The organism is Hymenobacter psychrotolerans DSM 18569 (genome assembly GCF_900142395.1).
Taxonomy (GTDB): domain Bacteria; phylum Bacteroidota; class Bacteroidia; order Cytophagales; family Hymenobacteraceae; genus Hymenobacter; species Hymenobacter psychrotolerans.
The window spans coordinates 133,919-154,118 of record NZ_FRAS01000008.1 but is presented as its reverse complement, the minus strand read 5'-3'; the positions used below and the strand labels follow the sequence as shown (position 1 = coordinate 154,118).

Sequence of the window (20,200 nt, the reverse complement as noted above, 5' to 3'; positions counted from 1 at the left end):
TGGTTGTTGTTGCTTGTTAGTTGATAGTTGTCAGGTGGAGTTATTAGAAATCATTTAACCAACAGCTGATAACCATCAACTATCAATCAACCAACCACTATCAATTACCAGCCACCAGCCGTTGCAGCTCCCGCACCGATTCTACCACGCGCGGACCAGGCCGCTCCATCAGGTCGCCGGTAATGGCGTAGACGCGGCGGTTGCGGTAGGCGTTGATGCGTTTCAGCTCGGGGTAGTTGCGGAAGAAAGTGCTGTCCAGCTTGCCAAAGCTGCCCCCCAGCAGAATATCCGGGTTCAGCTTGAGGATATACTCGCGAGTGAGAGCCGGGTAGGGCTGCGGGAATTTCTCTGTTACGGCATTCGCGCCCCCCGCCAGCCGTATTTTATCGGTGAAGAGCGTGTTCTGGCCATACACGTAAATCGGGTCCTGCCAGGTGATGGCCAGCACGCGCGGGCGCGGCTGCCCGGCCGGCGTAGCCGCCATAGCAGTAGCCAGTTCGGCCCGCAGCGAATCGGTGAGGCGGCGGGCCGGCGCAGCGCGGCCCAGGATGCGGCCCAGGTCGTTCAGGCCCCGGAACACGTCTTCGGTGGTAGTGAAGCGCTGGAAATAAACGGGAATGCCAAACTTTTCCAGCCGGGCGGCATCATCAAGCGAGGTAATGCCTTCGAGCGTGAATACTACGTCGGGGCGCAGCTGCACCAGCTTTTCCATATCCAGCGGGTAGCTACTGACGATGGGCTTGCGCAAAGCCGCCACCGGATAGTTGCAGACCTGCGTACGGCCCACGATGGTGGCCGTATCGGCTACGGCGTACAGCATTTCGGTAGAGGAAGCCGCCAGCGCCATCACGCGGCGTGGCCGGGCAGGCACCGTGAGGCGCCGGCCCAGGTCGTCGGTGAGCTGCTGGCGGGCGGCGCCGGGGGCCGGCTTTTCGGTGGTAGCAGGCGTATCGGGGCGGCAGGCCAGCTGCAAAAGTAGCGGTAGTACACGCAGTAGCGGCCGAAAAAACGGGTGATGCATCTGCCAAAGGTAGAACACGCGGGCAGCCTGCACCACATCTTTGCCGGGGCTGCGGGTTGGCTATAGAAAGGCTGCGGCGCGTACTCAAGCAAATCAGTCCTACTTTTGAGAAAATTTCTGCCCTATGATAGTCGTCACCGGAGCCGCCGGCTTTATTGCCAGCTGCCTTGTCACCCGCCTCAACGCCGCCAATTTCAACGACATCGTGGTGGTGGATAATTTTGCCGTGGAACGCAAGCTCGCCAACCTGGCCGGCAAGCATCTGCGCGAATACGTAGACCGCAACGAGTTTTTTGAGTGGCTCGACCAGAACCACGAGGAAGTGGAATTCATCTTCCACCTCGGGGCCCGCACCGATACCACCGAGCAGGACCGCGCCGTGCTGGATTTGCTCAACCTGAACTACTCCAAGCAGATGTGGCAGGCCTGCGTGCAGTATCAGCTGCCGCTGGTGTATGCCTCTTCGGCGGCCACGTACGGCTCCGGCACGCTCGGCTACTCCGACCACGACGACGCCCTGCTGCCCCTGTACCGCCCGCTGAACCCCTACGGCGACTCCAAGAACGACTTCGACAACTGGGCTATTCAGCAGGAAGAAAAACCGTTTTTCTGGGCCGGCCTGAAGTTTTTCAACGTCTACGGCCCCAACGAATACCACAAAGGCCGCATGGCGTCCGTGATTCTGCACGCTTTCGAGCAGATCCAGAAAACCGGCTCCATGACCCTGTTCCGCTCCCACCACCCCGACTACACCGACGGCGGGCAGATGCGTGACTTCGTGTATGTGAAAGATGTGGTGGAGGTGTGCTACTTCCTGATGCACCACCGCCGCGACTCCGGCATCTACAACCTCGGCACCGGCGAGGCGCGCACGTTCCTGGACCTGGCCCTGAACACGTTTGCGGCTCTCGACCGAGTGGCTGACATCCACTTCAAGGACACGCCCGAAGACATCCGCGACAAGTACCAGTACTTCACACAGGCTGATATGAGCAAGCTGCGCGGCATCGGCTACGACCGGCCCTTCACGCGCCTCGAAGACGGCATCGAGGACTACGTGCGCAACTACCTGGTGCCGGGCGCTTATTACTAAGCCTAAATTTTGTTGCCGGGGCTGCTCGCATTGCCCCGCATCGTTTCTGCACAGGTAAAAATCTGCGCTGCTGACCTCTGCAGCCCGGTTGTGGTGAAGCTGCAGCCGGGCTGCTGGCGTTGGCGGAAGGTATGGGGCGGGCGCTACAGCACAGGGCAGGTTTGTTAAGAACTATTTTTCGCCCTTTTTTCGGGCCGATTCGCCACCACTTTCATCTCTCCCACCTAGTGCAGGACAAAACTATTACGATTGTAGGCGGTGGTTTTTCGGGCTCCATGGTGGCACTGCAGCTGGCCCGGCTGCCCGGGCTGTTGGCCGGCACGGTGCATATTGTGGAGCCGCGCCCGGTGCCGGGGCCAGGGCTGGCCTACACGGCCCGCCGCCCCGAATACCTGCTCAACGTGCGGGCTTCTTCTCTGAGTGCTTTCCCGGATGAGCCCACCCATTTTGCCGACTGGCTGCGCCGAAACGAACTGGGCGGTGAACATGACTTCTGCTCCCGCCAGACTTATGGCCGCTACCTGCAGGAGTTGGTAGCGGAGCTGCTGGCTGGCCCGGCCGCCAACGGCCTGTCGTTTCAATGGCACGAGCAAGCGGCCGTGGCGGCGGCGGTTGGCCCCACCGGGCAAGATGCCATAATCCGAGTGGCGGATGGCACCGAGCTGCGCAGCGACGCCGTGGTGCTGGCCCTGGGCAACTTTCCACCCGCTTCGCCGGCCCCGCCCGGCTCCTACAGCAGCCACCCCAACTTCCATGGCAACCCCTGGGCGCCGGGCGCCCTGCGCAACATTGGCCTGGACGACGAGGTGCTGCTCATCGGGACCGGACTAACGGCCGTGGATGTATTGCTGGGGCTGCGCGCCGATGGCCACCGGGCGCCAGTCACGGTAGTATCGAGGCACCAGCGCTGGCCGGTGGCACACGGACCGCTACAGGCTGCCTACCCCGATTTCTACGCAGAGCTGCGCCACCTCCACACGGTGCTCGAAGTGTTGGACGTCGTGCGACGCCATGCCCGCCAGCAGATTGCTGCCGGCCACGACTGGCGCCCGGTAATTGACTCGCTGCGCCCTCATCTGGGCCGGATCTGGGCGGCCTGGCCCACAAGTGAGCAGCAACGGTTTCTGCGGCATCTGGCCTCTATCTGGGCCGTAGTGCGCCACCGCAGCCCGCCTCAAAACGATGCCATCGTGCGCGATATGCTGGCCACGGGGCAGGTGCGCATGCACAGCGGCCGCGTCAGCGACATTCAGGTAGAGGGCGAGGCACTGGTGGTGCACACGCGGCACCGCCGCAGCCAGCAGGTCCTGCGGACGCGGCACGTTATCAGCTGTACCGGCCCCCTGCTGGATTACCGCCGCATCCAGGATTCGCTGGTGAAGAGCCTGCGTGAGGCGGGCCACCTACAGCCAGATTCACTGGGCCTCGGCATCCAGACCAATGAGCGTGGAGCACTGCTGGATGCCGGGCAGCAGGCTTCGTCGGTACTGTTCACGCTGGGCCCCAGCCGCCGCCCGGCCTACTTCGAGTCGACGGCCGTGCCGGAATTGCGGCAGCAGGCGGCGGCATTGGCCCAGACGTTGAGCCGGCTCTGGCAGTAGCGGCCAGCCACAAAAAAGCCGGACCCATGGGGCCCGGCTTCATAGCATAGGTCAAAACTAAAGTTAAGCAGCCTGCTCGTCTTCCCCCTCCGGGTAAAGAGGCAGCACCGGCGTACCGGGTTGCGCGGCATACTCGCGGAAGCCCGATGCCGGGGGTACCAGCGCCGGACCCACTGCCGTATCGGCGCGGTGGCGGCGCAGGGCCCGCATCAGCAGGTACTTGTATTTCTCCGCGTCGGCCAGGGCTTCTTCCACGGCGCGCAACGCATCATTGTAAGCAATTACCGGCACCGATTCGGCTGCGTCACCCGTGGGATACGTCAGTTCAAAAACCGGGCATTGCAGGTATTCAGCAGGCGTTTTCATAGTAGCAAGTTAGCGGAGTTCAGGGTTGAAATCCAATCAAAATACTAACATGGATGGCATATTTTTCATTCCGTTACATCCAACTATTTCTGTTAGATTATTAAATGACTAAAAGCTGAAAATCAAGACTTTATTTCTAACACAATTTTACCAAACTGCAGCCCGTCATCCATGCGGCGGAGGGCAGCTTCGGCTTCAGCCAACGGGAATGTCTGGTCGATGGCCGGTACCAGCTGGTGTTGCTCTACCAAATCTACCATCTCAGCAAAATCCTGGTCGGTGCCCATGGTGGAACCGAGTAGGGAGAGTTGCTTCCAGAACACTTTGCGGGCGGCTAAATCGGGAATATCGCCGTGGGTGGCACCGTAGAACACAATGCGGCCGCCCGGCGCGGCGGCATCCAGCAAGTCGTTGAAGCCCGGCCCGGCCGCGCTATCCACAATAACATCGAATCCGCCGCCAGCCTGCTTGGTAAGCAGGGCCGGCCATTTCTCGGTTTTGTAGCTGATGCCGCCCTTTGCGCCCAGCGCAACAGCCCGCGAGATTTTCTCTTCCGAGCCCGACGTTACCCACACTTCAGCGCCCACGGCCACGGCCATCTGCAGCGCCAGCAGCGCCACTCCGCCGCCCACTCCGCTGATGAGCACCCGCTCACCGGCTTGGAGTTGCGCCCGCGTGAAGGTGGCGCGGTAGGCCGTGAGGCCGCCCAGCGGCAGGGTGGCGGCCTGCCCGAAGCTGAGGTGGGCAGGCTTGGCGCGCACCTGCTGCGCATCTACACACACAAATTCGGCGAAAGTACCGTCCTGCGGCAGCCCCAGAATCTGGAAGTCGCGGCCCTGCGCGGCAGGCTGGCTGCCCCATTGCCGGCCCGGATTGATGAGCACTTCCTGACCCAGCAGGCTTTTATCAACCCCGTCGCCCACAGCTGCAACAATGCCGGCCCCATCGGAACCCAGGATGATTGGAAACTTCAGGCCCGCATACTGGCCCTTCTGAATCCAGACGTCGCGGTGGTTGAGGGCCGCGGCGTGCAGGCTCACCTGCACCTGGCCGGGCGCGGGCTGCGGGGTGGGTACTTCGCGAAGCTGTACGGGCTGATTGATGCCGTCGAGGACGAGTGCTTGCATGTAGAGAAGGGTGAGAAAGTGAAGAAGGCTAGCCCAGCAGCTTTGCTACATAGAGCGGCTGGCTGAGGTTTAGAGGAAACGGGCTTTCAGTTCGGGAGTAGGCAGCCAGCAGCTTTCCTGACGGCCAAACCAGCGGTACCGGTTGCGGGCCACGAACCGGTAGGCGGCGTCGCGCAGAAAGCGGGGCAGCACCAGCGCGGCGGCCACACCGCGCCACGGCCAGTTCAGGCCCTTCGCGATGCGCAAAGCCGCGGTAGAGTGCGTGTAGAGCTGCCCATTTTCGAGCAGCATCACCGTTTCGGGCGTAGCAGCGGGTAGCTGCCCATACCGAGCAAGCAGAGCCTGCCCTGCCTCCGACTGCAGCGCCGTGAAGCGGAAGCGGCCGGCCGGGTCGTGGCTGATGATGAACTGCACGAAGCCGTTGCAGAGGTTGCACACCCCATCAAACAGAACAATGCTGGCGGAAGAGTCGGGCATGACGGCTATACGTTGGCGAACAAAGATGGTGACTGGCTCGGGGAGAAGGGTGCCCCTACGCCTCTTCTGAACAAACAAGCGCGCAATACTTCCCAAACACCGGCCGCTGCCCGACTTGGCAGCACAGGGCCGTGCCCATTCGGCTGCCAGCCTCATGCCCGCTACGCGCTGTTGCAACGGCTATTAGCGGCCGGTGTTCAGGAAACCGGCACCGCAACCGAAGCCGGCTGTTGGCCGTTTGCTCAAGCAGCATTCTGCCTGGCAGCGCCGGTAGCCCGCGCTGCTCATGGGCGGCAGAAGCAGCTGTCCTACTGCTTTTCCTTGTTTTCTACTCTTCTTCTATGAAACGCACAACCTCCCTCCTGCTGGCCCTGGGCCTCGGTGCCGGCCTCAGCGCCTGCGACTACAACAACACTCCCGGCAAAGACCCGCAGGCCAGCCAGGACTTCACGAACGCCCCTAAAGCTACGTCCAACGAAACCGACCGGGACAGCCTCAGCGGGGGCCAGCGCGTGGAGCCGCCCGTAGGCCTGGGCTCGGCCCCGGATCAGAAGACTTCTACCGACGCAGCCCTGGAAGGAGCCCCCAAGAGCCCCGGCTCCCCCACTACCACTATGCCAACCGAATCGGAGGAAGGCCGCTCCACCAACCGGGAGGAATAGAGCCTAGCAGCCTGCCGAAGACGAAAAAGCCCCGCAACTTAGTGTTGTGGGGCTTTTTCTTGAACTTGCCGGCACCAGCGCCTGGCCGGTTGCTGGCGTAAACCAGCGGAGCGCCCTGCCTGTTGGCAAGCTACAAAACCGCACAGCCCCTTCGTCCTATGTCCATTACCTCTCCCGCAGAATTAGCCGGCCTTCAGCGCATCAGCGAAGCCGTAGCCACCACGCTGAAGCAGATGCGCGAGTACGCCCAGCCGGGCATGAGCACCCAGGAAGTAGACGAATTCGGGGGCCGGCTTCTGGCGGAGCTGGGGGCCAAATCGGCGCCGCGGCTCACTTATGGCTTTCCGGGCTGGACCTGCATCAGCGTAAACAACGAGGTGGCGCACGGCATTCCGTCGGCCAGCAAAGTGCTGCAGCCGGGCGACCTGGTGAACATCGACGTATCGGCGGAGCTGGACGGCTATTGGGCCGACAATGGCGGTTCCTTCGTGCTCGGGGCCGATATTCACCAGCACCAGCCTTTAGTAGATGCTTCCCGCCAGATTCTGCGCACTGCTCTTAGCCGCATCCGGGGCGGCGTGCGCATTGCCGATATTGGCGGCTTGATTGAGGCGGAAGCAAGAAAAGCAGGCTTCCGGGTTATCAAAAATCTGGTGGGCCACGGCATCGGCCGCAGCCTGCACGAAGAGCCCACGGAGATTCCCTGCTACTACGACCGGTACAATCAGAAGCGGTTCAAGAAGAACTCGGTGGTGGCCATAGAAACGTTTATCTCCACCAAGGCCGCCCTGGCACATCAGCTCAGCGACGGCTGGACACTGGCCACCAAAGACGGCAGCTTTGTGGCTCAGCACGAACACACCATCGTTATTACCGACGGCCAGCCCCTGATTCTGACGGAGGCTAACTGCATCTGGGAGTAGCGGCTTACCCCGTTGATCTGGCTAAAGCGCCCGGCCGGCTGGCGCCCCGGCATCAGTACCCTTGGATAAGGCCAGGCCACTGCCCAGCACCAGCATATCCTCAAGGCCCCCAACCACAGCACTGGGCAACCCTGACTCGTCGGTGGTTTTCTGGCGCAGCCAGAAGCTCCCGTAGGTGGCGGCCAGCGCGGCCACACCGCCCAGCAGAGCGCCGCTCAGCGTGCGGCCGTGGTTGGCTTTGTAGAGCGCGGCCCCTACCAGCGCCCCCGACAGCAGACGCCCCAGCAGTACCGGCGGCGCAATCCGGTCGGGCATGTGCGGTAGCTTGTCGCCTACCAGCTCGCCCCCGGCCAGCAGCTTGAAGCCGGTAGCCACCAAGGGTTTCTGCAAATAGCGCAGCGGCGAGCCGGCCAGTCCTTGCGGATGAAACTTAGCCAGGTTGGCAGTCAGCAGCGCGGGGGCCGTCATGCTGCGAAAGCCGGCAATAGTGCCCAGGCCGAGGGTTTGCCAGAAGTGTTTGGTCATGGAACAGGGAAGTCTGATGAGGGAACAGCTACCTTAAACGGGCCGGGCCGGCCGGCGGCTGAGCCCACCTACGAAATACGCGCCGAAACTACTGCTTGGGCTGCGGCCCCTGCCCGGGCCGGGCGTAGGCAAAGGCCCCTACCGGCTGGGCCCGGAAGTACGTATCCAGCCCCGACACACTCACATCTTCAACAGCGGCCAGGTCGAGGGTGCCATCCGCGAGCAGCACAGTATCGGGCAGATAGATGTGTTCTACGCTGCCCACCAGCAGCACGGTGCCGTTATGAATCGGTAGCTCTTCCTGGAGCCGCAGCCCAATGCTGATCTGGCTTTCGGCGACATAAGGAGCCGGAAAATCGTCGCGCCAGACCGGTGTCAGGCCACACGCTACAAACTCCGATTCCGTGTCCGGGAAGTCGGCGGAAGTGTAGTGAGCCTGGGCCACAAAGCCGGCATGCACGTGGTTGATGGTGAAGCAGCCGGTAGCTTTCAGATTCTGGTAGGTGTGGCGCGGCACGGTGGTGGGCCGCGTCACGATACCGAGCACCGCCGGTGCCGAGCCCAAGTGCAACACCGAACTAAAAATGGCCAGGTTGGTGGCCCCGCTCCCATCAGCCGTGCCGATGAGGTTGGCGGGTTTGTAGCCAGGCAGAGAATTGACGAGGTTGAGCCGAAAGACTTTCTCGAAGCGTTGCAGGTCGGCGGGCGTGATGTGGCGCATGAAAACGGAAGTATGGTACCGGCTGCCGGGCAGCGCAGCCCCAAGAGCAACAGCCCCGGGCCCCGATAAACACGCCACCCGGCACCAGTGTTCTGGCCGCCGCGCACTTCCGGCAGGCCCCAACCAAAACGGCCGCTGCCTCCTACACGGAAGCAGCGGCCGTTGCAGGCACTACCGGCGCAGCTTATTTCTGCGTGGCGGCCCAGTTGTCCATCTTGCGTTCCAGTACGGCCAGCGGCATTACGCCATCTACCAGCAGCTCGTCGTGGAAATCGGGCAGGCGGAAATGCTCTTTGTTCTGGCCAGCGTACTTTTCGCGCAGCACGTTGGGTTTTCCGCTCAACTGCTGCGCATACTTCTCGCGCAGCTCCCGGATTTTCAGCGCCCCGATTTTATACGACAGCGCCTGCCCCGGAATAGCCATGTACCGCTCAATTTCGGCTACGGCGCCTTCTTCGCTGATGGCCTCATTGTCGAGCATGTATTTGATGGCCTGCTCGCGGGTCATGTTCTTGGAGTGCATGCCCACGTCCACTACCAGGCGCACGGCGCGGTGCATCTCGTCGCCGAGGGCACCCATGTACTGGTACGGGTCGGTGTAGAGGCCCAGCTCCTTGCCCAGGCTTTCGGTATAGAGCGCCCAGCCTTCGCCCATGGCGCCATACCACGCAAAGCGGCGGAACTTGGGCAGGTCGTTGTTTTCCTGCTGCAGCGAAATCTGATAGTGGTGGCCCGGAATGGCCTCGTGCAAAAACAACGACTCCATGCCCGACGTCACGTTGAACTTGGTAGCATCGATAATCGGGATGTAGAAAATGCCGGGGCGCGTGCCGTCCGGTGAGCCCTGGTTGTACTCGGCCGAAGCCGAAGCGGCACGGAAGGCTTCGGTCTGCCGGATTTCAAACGGCGTTTTGGGCGTGCGCCCGAACATTTTGGACAGGTTTGGGGTGATGTTGGCCTGGATACCGCGGAAGGCGTTCAGCACGTCTTCCGGCGTTTTGAAGGGCATCAGCTTGGGGTCGGTTTTCAACGAGGCGAAGAATGCCGGCAGCTCGCCCTTGAAGCCTACCTGAGCCTTCACTTTCTCCATCTCGCCCCGGATACGGGCCACTTCCTTTAGGCCGGTCTGGTAGATTTCGTCCGGCGTTTTGTCGGTGGTGGTCCAGCTCTTTACGTAGTAGCGGTAGATGTCGGCGCCGCCCGGAATGGCCGAAATACCGGTGCTGGGCCGCGCTTTAGGGGCATATTCTTTTTCCAGAAAGTCGCCGAGCTTCTTGTAGGTCGGTACCAGTTCTTCCATGATGGCCTTCTTGTAGGCCGCCGTAATTCGCTCCTTGTCGGCGGCCGAAATGTCGGCCGGCATCTTCGTGATGGGACCATAGAACAGGCTCTTGGTTGGGTCTGTCACCTGCAGGTCGCGCATCTGCGGAATCATCTTGTTCACCAGAACTTTGGGCAGCACCACCCCGGCCTGCATGCCCTGCCGGAAGTTGCTGATGGCCGTATCGGCCCACACCGAGAAGCCGCGCACCCGGCCCAGCCAGTTGTCGTAGTCTTTAGCGGTTTTGAAGGGCTGCATGCCTTCGCCCGAGCCGTACTGCCCCATCATGATGGGTAGCCCCCAGAACTGCTGAAACGGCATCATCCAGGTGTTCAGCTTCAACCCTTCGAGCTTGGTTTCGAGGTCGTACTGAAAAATGTCGTAGCTGACTTTCTCGGTAGCCGACAGCTTGGCGCGGTCGAACTTGCGCAGTCCGTCGAGGTATTTCTGGTAAAACGCCGCCAGATTCTGCCGGAAGGCCTTGGTGCCATCGTTGGGTAGCTGGTCGTTGTAGCGGTTGTCGCCCTGCGTGGTAGCTTCAAGCGGAAACAGCTTGGCGTTTTCTTCCCAATACAGCTCAAACAGCTGGTTGATTTCTTTCACGTCGGCGAGGCTGGCAGGAGCGGCGGTTTCCCCTGTTTTGGGCTGTTGCTGGTTGCAGCCACCGAGCAGCAGGCCGGCCAGTAAGCCTGTCAGGACGATATTTTTCATGCGGAGAGCGGGAGTAAGGTTGGTACCGGGAAAGATAAGGGGTTTCGCCGCGCACTGACCGTCCCGAACGCAAAAGCCCCCGAAGAATTTCTTCGGGGGCTTTTGCATTCATGGTAATCCGCTATTCGGCCAGCATAAACTTGCGGCTGATGGTGCCCTGGTTGGTCACGGCCTGCACAATGTAGACGCCAGACCCCGTGCCGTTCAAGGGCACTTCCCGGGTCATCAGGCCGGTAGTGCCGGCCGGCATATTCTCGGTATACACCACCCGGCCCATGCTATCCATGATGCGAAGCACCTGGCACACGGCCGCAGTATTCATCTCAATCTTCAGGCGGCGGCTGGTGCCGTAGGCGTTCAGGTCCTGTTTGTCAATTCCGCCCATCCGTACGTTCACCACCGGCGAGTAAGCGAAGGTGCCGTCTTTGTCGATTTGCTTGAGACGGTAGTAGTTGTTGCCGGCCAGGGGCTTCTGGTCGATAGCCGAGTAGGAACGAAGCGTCTGCGACGAGCCGGCTGCCGCTACCGACGTTACCGCTACAAATTCCTTGCTCTCCCCGGCCCGCTCTACCAGGAAGCTGTCCGAGTTTTTCTCGCTGGCAGTGGTCCAGGCAATCTGCACGGTACCGCCCGTGTTGCGGGCCGTGAAGCTACGCAGCTCCACCGGCAGCGGCGCCCGGCAGCCACCTACTGTAATGTACTGGGCAATATTTGGGTTGCAGCTGAGTCCTTCGGTGTCACAGGCATTGGCATTTCCCTGCACGCACACGCTAAGGTTCGGGCCAAATAGGCCATTGAGGGAACCGTTGTTGTTGGTAAGCACGCAGCCACTGATGTTTAGCTGGCCGCTGCCCTCAATGGCGGGGTTGCCCTGGCGCACAATCAGGTTGCCTTCGATGGTCACGCTGCCGTTTACTTCCAGCGTCGACTGGTTGGCCAAGGAAATGTTGCAGCTCGTGCGCAGCGGGGCGTTGATTTCCGCATCGGCTTTATAGAAGCTCAGCGAAGTCACCTGCAAAGCGCCGTTGAGCACCAGCCGCAACTGGTCGTTGCCGCGCTGGCTGCCGAAGTTGAGCCGGCGGCCCGGACCGTCTTCGGTAAGCGAGCCACCCCGGTTCACGGTGAGCAGGCCGTCGGTGCCCTCAATGGTGTAGTCCATATCCAGCGTCACGGGAGAGTTGATGACGATGATATTGTTGCTTTCGCGCTGCGGGGTGGTGGCGCTGGGAGCAGGCGCCGATACGCCGGCTACTCCGTTTGTCAGCCAGGTATCAGGGTCGCTCCAGGGTCCCCCTCCGGGACGAGACACATACGTGGTTTGGGCCTGCACGTGCGAAGAGGCGCTGAAACCAAACAGGAGAAGTAGAACAAAAGAAAGTAAGTTGGCTTTCATGGTAAATGTGCTTTAAGAAATATTGTTTTGGACCCGTTTTGCGGTTTGTACGCCGTTTCCTACATTGCAGCGAAGCAAAACCACAGATAATTTATATTATTACATTTAATTATATAATTATTACTATAAACGGTATGCTTGCATTTTTTTGCCAGAAAAGCCTGTAGCGCTACCGTAGTGCTTATCCGTTTTAACATTTTTTATATAGACACAGTAAGCTACACCTGCTAAACAGCCGGGTATTTTCTGGAAATATTTTTCCCGGATCAGGAAATATGTGGCGGCTGCTAACATAAGGCGGGCAGTGCAGTTACTTAGCCGTCGTACCCAGAAGGGCACGAGAAACACTCCACTAACTCTAGTAGAAATGGCATCAATAGCCGGCAAAAACGCCCTTGTAACGGGCGCAGGCAAAGGAATCGGGCGCGCAGTAGCAGTAGCGCTGGCCCAGGAAGGCGTGAACGTGGCGCTGCTGGCCCGCACCGAAGCGCAGCTACGGGAAGTAGCACAGGAAGTAGAGGCGCTGGGCGTAAAGGCGGTAGTCGTGGCGGCGGATATAGCCGACCGCGCCGCCGTGGAAGCCGCCATAGCGCAGGCCACTGAGGCGCTAGGCACCCTCGACATCCTCATCAACAACGCCGGTATCGGCACGTTTGCCAAGCTCGTAGACATGGATCCGGCTGAGTGGGAGCGGATTATTCAGGTAAACCTGCTGGGCACTTACTACACCACCCGCGCCGTGCTGCCCGGCATGATTGCGCGCGAAACCGGCGACATTATTAACGTAGCCAGCACGGCCGGCCAGCGCGGCGCGGCTACTACCAGCGCCTATAGCGCCTCTAAGTTTGCCGTGCTCGGCCTCACCGAGTCGCTGATGCAGGAAGTGCGCAAGCACAACATCCGGGTATCGGCCCTGACGCCCAGCACCGTAGCCACGGAACTGGCCATCAACAACAAGCTCACCGATGGCAACCCCGACAAGGTGATGCAGCCCGAAGACCTGGCCGAGTTCATCATCTCCCAGCTCAAGCTCAACCGGCGCATTTTCATCAAGGAAGCCGGCATGTGGAGCACCAACCCCTAAGCCACGAAAGCCCCGGAACCAGTTTCCGGGGCTTTTTTCTTTATTTGGTTTCGCAAGCCGCTGCAACCTGAGCCTTTCGGAACCGGTACACGGTAGCGGCTTTGCCACCAGCTCGGCTGGCTCTTACTTCTGCTCTTTCATTTACCTGCTCTCATCATGCTGAAAAGAGATTTTCTAAAAAATGGCCTGCTGACCATGGTTGGCGCCCTGGTAAGCCCGGCGGTGCTGGCCGCAGCCCACGAGGAAGGGCTGCTGCGCGAGGCTCGCGCCACGCCCATGGCCGACGGCCCCTTCACGCTGCCGGCTCTGCCCTACGCGTTTAATGCGCTGGAGCCGCACATTGATGCCAAAACCATGGAAATCCACCATGATGCGCACCACAAAACCTACGTTTCGAAGCTGAACGAGGCCGTGGCAGGCAAGCCGGAGGAGAAGCTGAGCTTGGCGCAGCTGTTGGCATCGGCCAGCAAGCAGCCTGATGCTATCCGCAACAATGCCGGCGGCCACTGGAACCACTCTTTCTTCTGGCAGATTCTGTCGCCGAAGGGTGGCGGACGGCCCACGTCCGCGCTGGCCGCTGCCATCAACAAGGATTTCGGCTCCTACGACAAGTTCGTGGAGGAATTCACAAAGGCTGCTACCGGCCGCTTCGGCTCCGGCTGGGCGTGGCTGATTCACGACAAGAAAGCCAACAAGCTGTCCATCACCAGCACCCCCAACCAGGACAACCCGCTGATGGACCTGCCCGGCATGCAGCGCGGCACGCCCATTCTGGGCCTCGACGTGTGGGAGCACGCCTATTACCTCAAGCACCAGAACAAGCGCCCCGACTACATTAAAACGTTCTGGAGCGTGGTGAACTGGGGCGAAGTATCCAGCCGATACGAAGAGTCGCGCAAGGGCTAAATCCTGCTTCGCGCACACAAAAAAGGGCCGCTCCAACGTTGGAGCGGCCCTTTTTTGTCTTTATGAGACTGTCATTCCGAGCGGAGCCGAGGAATCTCGCTAGTGTGGTAATCAAGCATCACAACGTCAGCACGCGAGATTCCTCGACTCCGCTGCGCTGCGCTCGGAATGACGGTCTGTGGCTCCGAACGGCGGGCTTGCTCTGCTTACTCAATGCGGCCGTTGCGGATGCGGACGTCGGCTTTGGGCTCGGGCTTCTTCACCATCGTGCCGAAAGCGCCTTTCTTCTCGAAAGAGGCAATGACTTCATCTTCCACCGGCGTACGCTGCACCACGGGGTTGCTGGCCCAGAACTCGGGGTCGTACTTGATGGCTTTGATGGCCGCCAGGTCGCGGTCCTGCACGCTCACGCGGGCATACGGGATGGTGGTGGGCCTAGTGTTGGTGTCATAGAAGAACGTGAACGACGAAACGTTGAGCGGCGTGGACTGCTTGCCGCTCACCAGGTCGGCGGCCAGGTTCACCTTCATGTATTCCAGCGGGGCTACCGTCACGGCCGGGTCGTCGTTGCGGAAGGCCATTTCGATTTCCAGCTGGGTGTTGCGGAATTTCTGGTTGGGGTTAGACGTGGAGCCTGTGAAATTGGGCGACTTCATGTGGTAGCGCACCACTTTGTAGGAGTCGATGTCAATCCAGATGGTGCCCTCGGCGCGGTACTTGGTCAGTTCGGGGCGGGTTTCGAAGTCGATTTCCGCAATGCCGCCCTTGGTGCTGTCGGCGCCCGATACAATGCCTTTCAGCTCCAGCAGGTAGTTTTTCACTACGTTGGGGCTGAGCAGCGCCAGGGATTTGGTGGAGTCGGCGTTGGCGTCGTAGAGGCCGTAGGACTTGGTGTAGAGCGAGAAGTTGCTGAAGTTGGTGATGCTGGGCACGGCGGCGTAGCGCCCCTGGGCAATGGCCGTGCCCTCGATGCGGGCGTTGCTGGACTTCACGTTCCAGACTACTTCCTGCAGCTCCGTGGGCTGCTTATCGATGCGGGTGAGCTGGCGGTAGAAAGCCTTGCCGTAGAATTTCTGGTCGTAGTTGGCCTGTATCTGGCGGTAGGCGCGGTCGACGAGCTGAAACGGGTAGCTGCCTACTTTCACTTCGGGCAGCGCCACGGCGGCCGTGGCCAGCGCCAGCTTCAGCGGCTCCGAGGCGCTGGTCACCCGAATCGTATCCTTGAGGTGGCCCAGCTCCGACACGAGCAGCGTAACCGGCAGCTTGGGCACGTTCAGCGTGAACTCGCCATCGACGTTGGTGGTGGTGCCGAGCGTGGAATTGCGCACTACCACGCTGGAAAAAGGCAGCGTCTCGCGGGTGTCTTTGTCGATGACGGTGCCGCGCAGCTGCACCTGGGCCTGGGCCAGCTGCGTGAGCAGCAGCGCGGCCGTGAGCAGGCCGGCAGGCCGGCTCAGACGGCGGAGGCGGAAGGCAAGCAGGAAGGAGAAAAAGGGGCGCAGAATCAAAACGGCCGGGGTTGAGGTGAAACGATGAGCTGCTACGGCACTAACGCCGCCGCGGCCCGCAGGCATATACGGCTCCTGCAAAAGTAGGCCCACTCTCCCGAAAGGCGGCGCCTCCCGCCAAAAATCAAGGCCGGCCGGAGCATTACACGGGCCGCCGCACCGCAACCCCAGCTCCCAAAGCCGCATCTTTGCCGCATGAAAAAGCACGTACTCCTGCTGCTGCTGGCCAGCGGGCTGCTGAGCGGCTCCGCCGAAGCGCAGACCCGGAAAAACCTGACCATTGCGTTCGGCTCCTGCAACCGCCACGACCTGCCGCAGCCCCTCTGGGACGACATTGCCGCCCGGAAGCCCGACGTCTGGGTGTGGCTCGGCGACAATATCTACGGCGACTCCGACGATGCCCAGGTGCTGCGCCGGAAGTACACCGCCCAGTTCAACCAGCCCGACTACGCCCGGTTTCGGCAGCAGGTGCCCGCCATCATCGGCACCTGGGACGACCACGACTACGGCCGCAACGACGGCGACAAGAACTACCCCTTCAAAGCCCAGAACCAGCAGCTCGCTCTCGATTTTCTGCAGGAGCCCGCCAACAGCCCGCGCCGCCGCCAGGAAGGCATCTACGCCGCCTACGAGTACCGGGCGGGCCGCAAAAAGGTGAAGGTGATTCTGCTTGATGACCGGTATTTTCAGGACCCGCTGCACCGCGACGCCAACCAGGTCTATCAGCCCAACCCCACCGGCGACGTGCTGGGCGAGGCGCAGTGGCTCTGGCTGCGGCAGCAGCTGCAAAACTCCACCGCCGACGCCCACATCATTGCCTCCGGCATCCAGTTTCTGCCCCAGCAGCACCGCTTCGAGAAGTGGGCCAACTTCCCGGCTGCCCGCCAGCGGCTGCTGGCGCTGCTCACCGAAACCCACCCCAAAGGCGTGCTGCTCATCAGCGGCGACCGGCACATCGGCGAAGTCTCGCGCCTGGCCGTGCCCGGTTTGGCGGCACCCGTCGTCGAAGTCACGTCCAGCGGCCTCACCCACTCTGCCACCCAAAACACCGGCGAGCCGAACGAGCTGCGCGTCGGCCCGCTCGTCAATCAGAAGCACTACGGCCTGTTCCGGTTTCGCCAGCAGCGCCGCAAGCTCTTCGTCACGGCCGCGCTGCGGGGCGAAGACGGCCAGGTGTTTTACTCCGAAGAGCTGGAGGTGAAGTAGCCGTCATCTGTCACACCCGGCCGTCATCCTGAGCAGAGCGAAAGACCCAATCACCGCAGAACGAAGGTGGCAGGCATACCCGTTCTGCAATCGGGTGCGGCGCTTGCCCCAACCCCTTGTCAGACGTGCCCAGCCGGTTGTCAGCAGTGTCCAAGCGTTTGTCAGCACCTTTCAACCGTGTGCGGGACGTCTGCAACCGTTTGTCAGATGCTTCCAAACCGCATGGCAGCTGCCTGCTGCCGCATCCCTCTAATTCCCGTAAATTCGCCGTCCCACTAATCCCCGCACACCGCTTTGTTTGTTCCCCGCCCCCTCCCGTTTCTGTGGCTCCTGCTCGTATTGCTTGGTTCCCTTGATGCCTCCGCCCAGCGCCGCCGTAACCCTACCCCCGCCAAGAAAACCAGCCGCCCCGTAGGCCGGCGCCCGGCCACAAAAGCGGCGGCCAAACCTACTGCCAAGGCCGCAGCTCAGCCCGCTACCCAACTCCGCAACCAGCCGGTTCCGTTTGCCGGGCAGCTGGCCAGCTCCCGCTGGGTCGATTCGGTAATGAAGACGCTGACGCCCGACCAGCGCGTGGCCCAGCTGTTTATGGTGGCGGCCTACTCCAACCGCAAGCGCATTGATGAGGACTCCATTACGACCCTGATTCAGCGGTATGGCATCGGGGGCATCGTGTTTTTCCAGGGCGGGCCGGTGCGGCAGTCGCGCATTCTGAACCGCTACCAGGCCCAGAGCAAAGTGCCGCTGCTGGTGGCCATGGATGCTGAGTGGGGCGTGGGCATGCGCCTCGACAGCGTGCAGCGCTTTCCCTACCAGATGAGCATCGGCGGCGTCCGCGACAACCAGCTCATCTACAACATGGGCCAGGAAATAGCGGCACAGTTTAAGCGGCTGGGCATGCACGTGAATTTCGCGCCGGTGGTGGACGTGAACAACAACGCCGCCAACCCCGTCATCGGCTTCCGCAGCTGGGGCGAAGACCGGCAGAGCGTGACCGAGAAAAGCTACCAGTACATGAAGGGCATGCAGGACGCGGGCATTCTGGCCGTGGCCAAGCACTTCCCCGGCCACGGCGACACCGACACCGACTCGCACCTGGCCCTGCCCCTGCTGCGCATCGACAAAAAGCGCATCGATACGCTGGAGCTGTTTCCGTTCCGCAGCCTGATGGCCCGCGGCCTCGGCGGCATGATGGTGGCCCACCTCAACATTCCGGCCCTCGACACCACGGGCATGCCCAGCACGCTGTCCAAGCCTATTACTACGGGCCTGTTGAAGCAGAAAATGGGGTTTGAGGGCGTAGTGTTTACGGATGCCATGAACATGAAGGGCGTCATCAGCAAGTACCCGCCCGGCGAGGCCGATGTGCGCGCCCTGCAGGCCGGCAACGACATTCTGGAGTTCAGCAAGAACATTCCGCTGGCCATCCGGATGGTGCGCGACGCCATCAACGCCGGCCAGCTCACGCAGGAATCCATTGATGCGCGCTGCCGCAAGATGCTGGCCCTGAAAGAGTGGTCGGGCCTGAACAAATACCAGCCCATCAACCTGCGCAACCTGACGGCCGACCTGAACACGCCGCACGCCCAGTACCTGAGCCAGCGCCTCACGGAGCTGAGCGTGACCGTACTGCGCAACCAGCAGAACCTGCTGCCCCTGCAGCGCCTCGACACGCTGCACCTCGCCACGCTCACCATCGGCACCAAAGACACCACCGACTTCCAGCGCATGGTAGCCGACTACGCGCCGGTGCGCCATTTCTGGCTGCCCGCCACGCCCGGCATGGACGAGCTGATGCAGATGCGCGAAACCCTGAAAGCCTACAACACGGTGCTGGTGGGCGTGAACAACCTGGGCCGCCTGCCCGCCACCAACTTCGGCGTGACGCCTGAAACCAACGTGCTGCTGCACGAGCTGGGCGGCAAGGGGCAGAAGGTCATTGTGTCGGTGTTTGGCAATGCCTACGCCGTGGCCAAAATCCGGGACCTGGACCGCGCCGATGCAGTGGTGCTGGCCTACCAGGAAAGCAAAAATGCGCAGGACGTGGCCGCCGAGGTGATTTTTGGCGGCGTATCGGCCACCGGCAAGCTGCCCGTGACTATATCCGACCGGTACAGCTACGGCAAGGGCCTAACTACGAAGGGCGGTATCCGGCTGCGCTACAGCTTCCCGGAGGCCGTGGGCATGAACAACAATCTGGAGGCCCGCGTGGATTCCATCATGAACGGCGCGGTGGCGGCCAAGGCTTTCCCCGGCGGCGAGGTGGTTATTGCCCGCCGCGGTGTGGTGGTGCTGCGCAAAAGCTATGGCACGCACTCCTTCGCTGATGCGCCTGCGCAGGCCGGCCGCTCCAGCCGCCCCGTCCGCAACACCGACCTCTACGACCTGGCGTCGCTGACCAAAGTATCGGCGGCGCTGCCGGCCCTGATGAAGCTGCAGGATCAGGGCAAATTCAACCCCGACATGACCATGGGCCAGCTGTTTCCGGAGCTGATGGGCACCAACAAGCAGGACCTGAAGCTGCGCGACGTCCTCACCCATCAGGCCCGCCTGAAAGCCTGGATTCCGTTCTGGAAAGACTACACCAAGCCGCGCGGCTTCTTCAACTCGCTGCTGGGCAAGAGCCCCGACGCCAAAGACGTATCCGGCACCCAGCCCGCCGAGCTGAACCGCCGCTACTTCCGCCCCGATTCGTCGGCCAGGTTCCCGCTGCCGGCCGGCCCCAACCTATGGGCCCGCGCCGACTTCCCGGCCCGTATTCTGCAGGCCATTGGTGAGTCGCCGCTGAACGAGAAGCCGGGCTACGTGTACTCTGACCTGTCGTTTATCCTGTACCCGCGCTTCGTGCAGTCGGCCAGCGGCAAGCCGCTCAACCAGTTCGTCACCGACGAAATTTACCGGCCGCTGGGCGCTACTACGCTGGGCTTCAACCCCACGCGCCGCTTCCCGCTCAGCCGCATCACGCCCACCGAATACGACTCGCTGTTCCGCCACGGCCAGCTGCACGGCACCGTCCACGACGAAGGCGCGGCCCTGCTCGGCGGCCTCTCCGGCCACGCGGGCCTCTTCGGCAACGCCAACGACCTGGCCAAGCTGGTGCAGCTCTACGCCTGGAACGGCAAGTATGGCGGGCTGCAGCTCCTCAAACCCGAAACCGTAGCAGAGTACACCAAGTGCCAGTTCTGCCCCGACAACCGCCGCGCCCTCGGCTTCGACCGCCCCGCCGCCAACCCCACCGTCAACTCGGCCAAGAGCGTGTCGCAACAGAGCTACGGGCATACCGGCTTCACGGGCACCTATTTCTGGGTTGACCCCAAGGAAGAGCTGACTTGCATCGTACTGACCAACCGCGTGAACCCGACGCGCCGCAACAACAAAATCACGGAGCGCAGCGTGCGGAGCGGCGTGCTGCAGGTGGCACTGGAAAGCGTCCGTCAACCCCGGAAGCTGGAGGTGGAGACGACGGTGGAGGAATAATTAGAAAGCCCTGGTCAACTGGCCAGGGCTTTTTTATGTATTTTAACTACGGCTTACACCGCACCTATCTCTACGACT

General features: G+C 61.6%; 17 protein-coding genes. 8 read left to right on the top strand and 9 right to left on the bottom strand.

The genetic code is table 11. The features are described 5' to 3' along the window. Positions 1-100: 100 nt before the first annotated feature. Complete coding sequence (locus BUE15_RS09575) at positions 101-1,021, bottom strand: ABC transporter substrate-binding protein (protein ID WP_073283819.1); 921 nt, start codon at positions 1,019-1,021, stop codon at positions 101-103. A gap of 124 nt (positions 1,022-1,145) precedes the next feature. Between BUE15_RS09575 and rfaD the strand changes: the two genes are divergently transcribed. Together rfaD and BUE15_RS09565 are read left to right on the top strand one after the other, a co-directional pair. Further along, positions 1,146-2,114, top strand: a complete 969-nt coding sequence (rfaD, locus tag BUE15_RS09570) for an ADP-glyceromanno-heptose 6-epimerase (RefSeq protein ID WP_073283744.1) — start codon at positions 1,146-1,148, stop codon at positions 2,112-2,114. A gap of 227 nt (positions 2,115-2,341) precedes the next feature. Then, entirely contained in the window at positions 2,342-3,715 is a 1,374-nt protein-coding gene (locus tag BUE15_RS09565) for an FAD/NAD(P)-binding protein (RefSeq protein WP_170865227.1), read from the top strand. Between the two features lie 63 nt (positions 3,716-3,778). Here BUE15_RS09565 and BUE15_RS09560 read toward each other — a convergent pair whose 3' ends face one another. The 3 genes from BUE15_RS09560 to BUE15_RS09550 form a co-directional block, all read right to left on the bottom strand. Next, the gene (locus tag BUE15_RS09560; RefSeq protein WP_073283742.1) at positions 3,779-4,081 is read right to left on the bottom strand and encodes a hypothetical protein; all 303 of its coding nucleotides are present in this window, start codon (positions 4,079-4,081) and stop codon (positions 3,779-3,781) included. Between the two features lie 122 nt (positions 4,082-4,203). Then, a complete protein-coding gene (locus BUE15_RS09555) occupies positions 4,204-5,208 on the bottom strand; it encodes a zinc-binding dehydrogenase (protein WP_073283739.1) in 1,005 nt (334 codons plus the stop codon). A 69-nt stretch (positions 5,209-5,277) separates the two neighbouring features. Next, positions 5,278-5,685 (bottom strand): thiol-disulfide oxidoreductase DCC family protein, encoded by a 408-nt coding sequence (locus BUE15_RS09550; RefSeq protein WP_073283736.1) that lies wholly within the window; start codon positions 5,683-5,685, stop codon positions 5,278-5,280. A gap of 341 nt (positions 5,686-6,026) precedes the next feature. Between BUE15_RS09550 and BUE15_RS09545 the strand changes: the two genes are divergently transcribed. Then, complete coding sequence (locus tag BUE15_RS09545; protein ID WP_073283733.1) at positions 6,027-6,347, top strand: hypothetical protein; 321 nt, start codon at positions 6,027-6,029, stop codon at positions 6,345-6,347. Positions 6,348-6,505: 158 nt separating this feature from the next. Then, positions 6,506-7,270 (top strand): type I methionyl aminopeptidase, encoded by a 765-nt coding sequence (map, locus tag BUE15_RS09540; protein ID WP_073283730.1) that lies wholly within the window; start codon positions 6,506-6,508, stop codon positions 7,268-7,270. A gap of 21 nt (positions 7,271-7,291) precedes the next feature. On the opposite strand, the gene BUE15_RS09535 is transcribed toward map, so the two are convergent. From BUE15_RS09535 to BUE15_RS09520, 4 genes are all read right to left on the bottom strand, one after another. Then, positions 7,292-7,795 (bottom strand): DUF4126 family protein, encoded by a 504-nt coding sequence (locus tag BUE15_RS09535; protein ID WP_073283727.1) that lies wholly within the window; start codon positions 7,793-7,795, stop codon positions 7,292-7,294. A gap of 88 nt (positions 7,796-7,883) precedes the next feature. Continuing rightward, entirely contained in the window at positions 7,884-8,516 is a 633-nt protein-coding gene (locus tag BUE15_RS09530; RefSeq protein WP_073283724.1) for a flavin reductase family protein, read from the bottom strand. 184 nt (positions 8,517-8,700) lie between these two features. Next, positions 8,701-10,548 carry a DUF885 domain-containing protein gene (locus BUE15_RS09525; RefSeq protein ID WP_073283721.1) on the bottom strand — a complete coding sequence of 616 codons (1,848 nt, stop codon included), beginning with the start codon at positions 10,546-10,548 and terminating at the stop codon, positions 8,701-8,703. Positions 10,549-10,669: 121 nt separating this feature from the next. After that, a complete protein-coding gene (locus tag BUE15_RS09520) occupies positions 10,670-11,941 on the bottom strand; it encodes a T9SS type A sorting domain-containing protein (RefSeq protein ID WP_073283718.1) in 1,272 nt (423 codons plus the stop codon). Positions 11,942-12,308: 367 nt separating this feature from the next. Here BUE15_RS09520 and BUE15_RS09515 point away from each other — a divergent pair, with 367 nt between their 5' ends. Together BUE15_RS09515 and BUE15_RS09510 are read left to right on the top strand one after the other, a co-directional pair. Beyond that, a complete protein-coding gene (locus tag BUE15_RS09515) occupies positions 12,309-13,025 on the top strand; it encodes a 3-ketoacyl-ACP reductase (protein WP_073283715.1) in 717 nt (238 codons plus the stop codon). Between the two features lie 156 nt (positions 13,026-13,181). Further along, a complete protein-coding gene (locus BUE15_RS09510; protein ID WP_084548946.1) occupies positions 13,182-13,931 on the top strand; it encodes a superoxide dismutase in 750 nt (249 codons plus the stop codon). A 206-nt stretch (positions 13,932-14,137) separates the two neighbouring features. Here BUE15_RS09510 and BUE15_RS09505 read toward each other — a convergent pair whose 3' ends face one another. Beyond that, positions 14,138-15,439, bottom strand: a complete 1,302-nt coding sequence (locus BUE15_RS09505) for a carboxypeptidase-like regulatory domain-containing protein (RefSeq protein WP_073283712.1) — start codon at positions 15,437-15,439, stop codon at positions 14,138-14,140. Positions 15,440-15,634: 195 nt separating this feature from the next. On the opposite strand from BUE15_RS09505, the gene BUE15_RS09500 reads away from it, so the two are divergent. Then, on the top strand, positions 15,635-16,645 hold the full coding sequence (locus BUE15_RS09500) for an alkaline phosphatase D family protein (protein ID WP_073283710.1): 1,011 nt from the start codon (positions 15,635-15,637) through the stop codon (positions 16,643-16,645). A 339-nt stretch (positions 16,646-16,984) separates the two neighbouring features. Further along, positions 16,985-20,122 (top strand): serine hydrolase domain-containing protein, encoded by a 3,138-nt coding sequence (locus BUE15_RS09495; RefSeq protein ID WP_244535926.1) that lies wholly within the window; start codon positions 16,985-16,987, stop codon positions 20,120-20,122. Positions 20,123-20,200 lie beyond the last annotated feature (78 nt).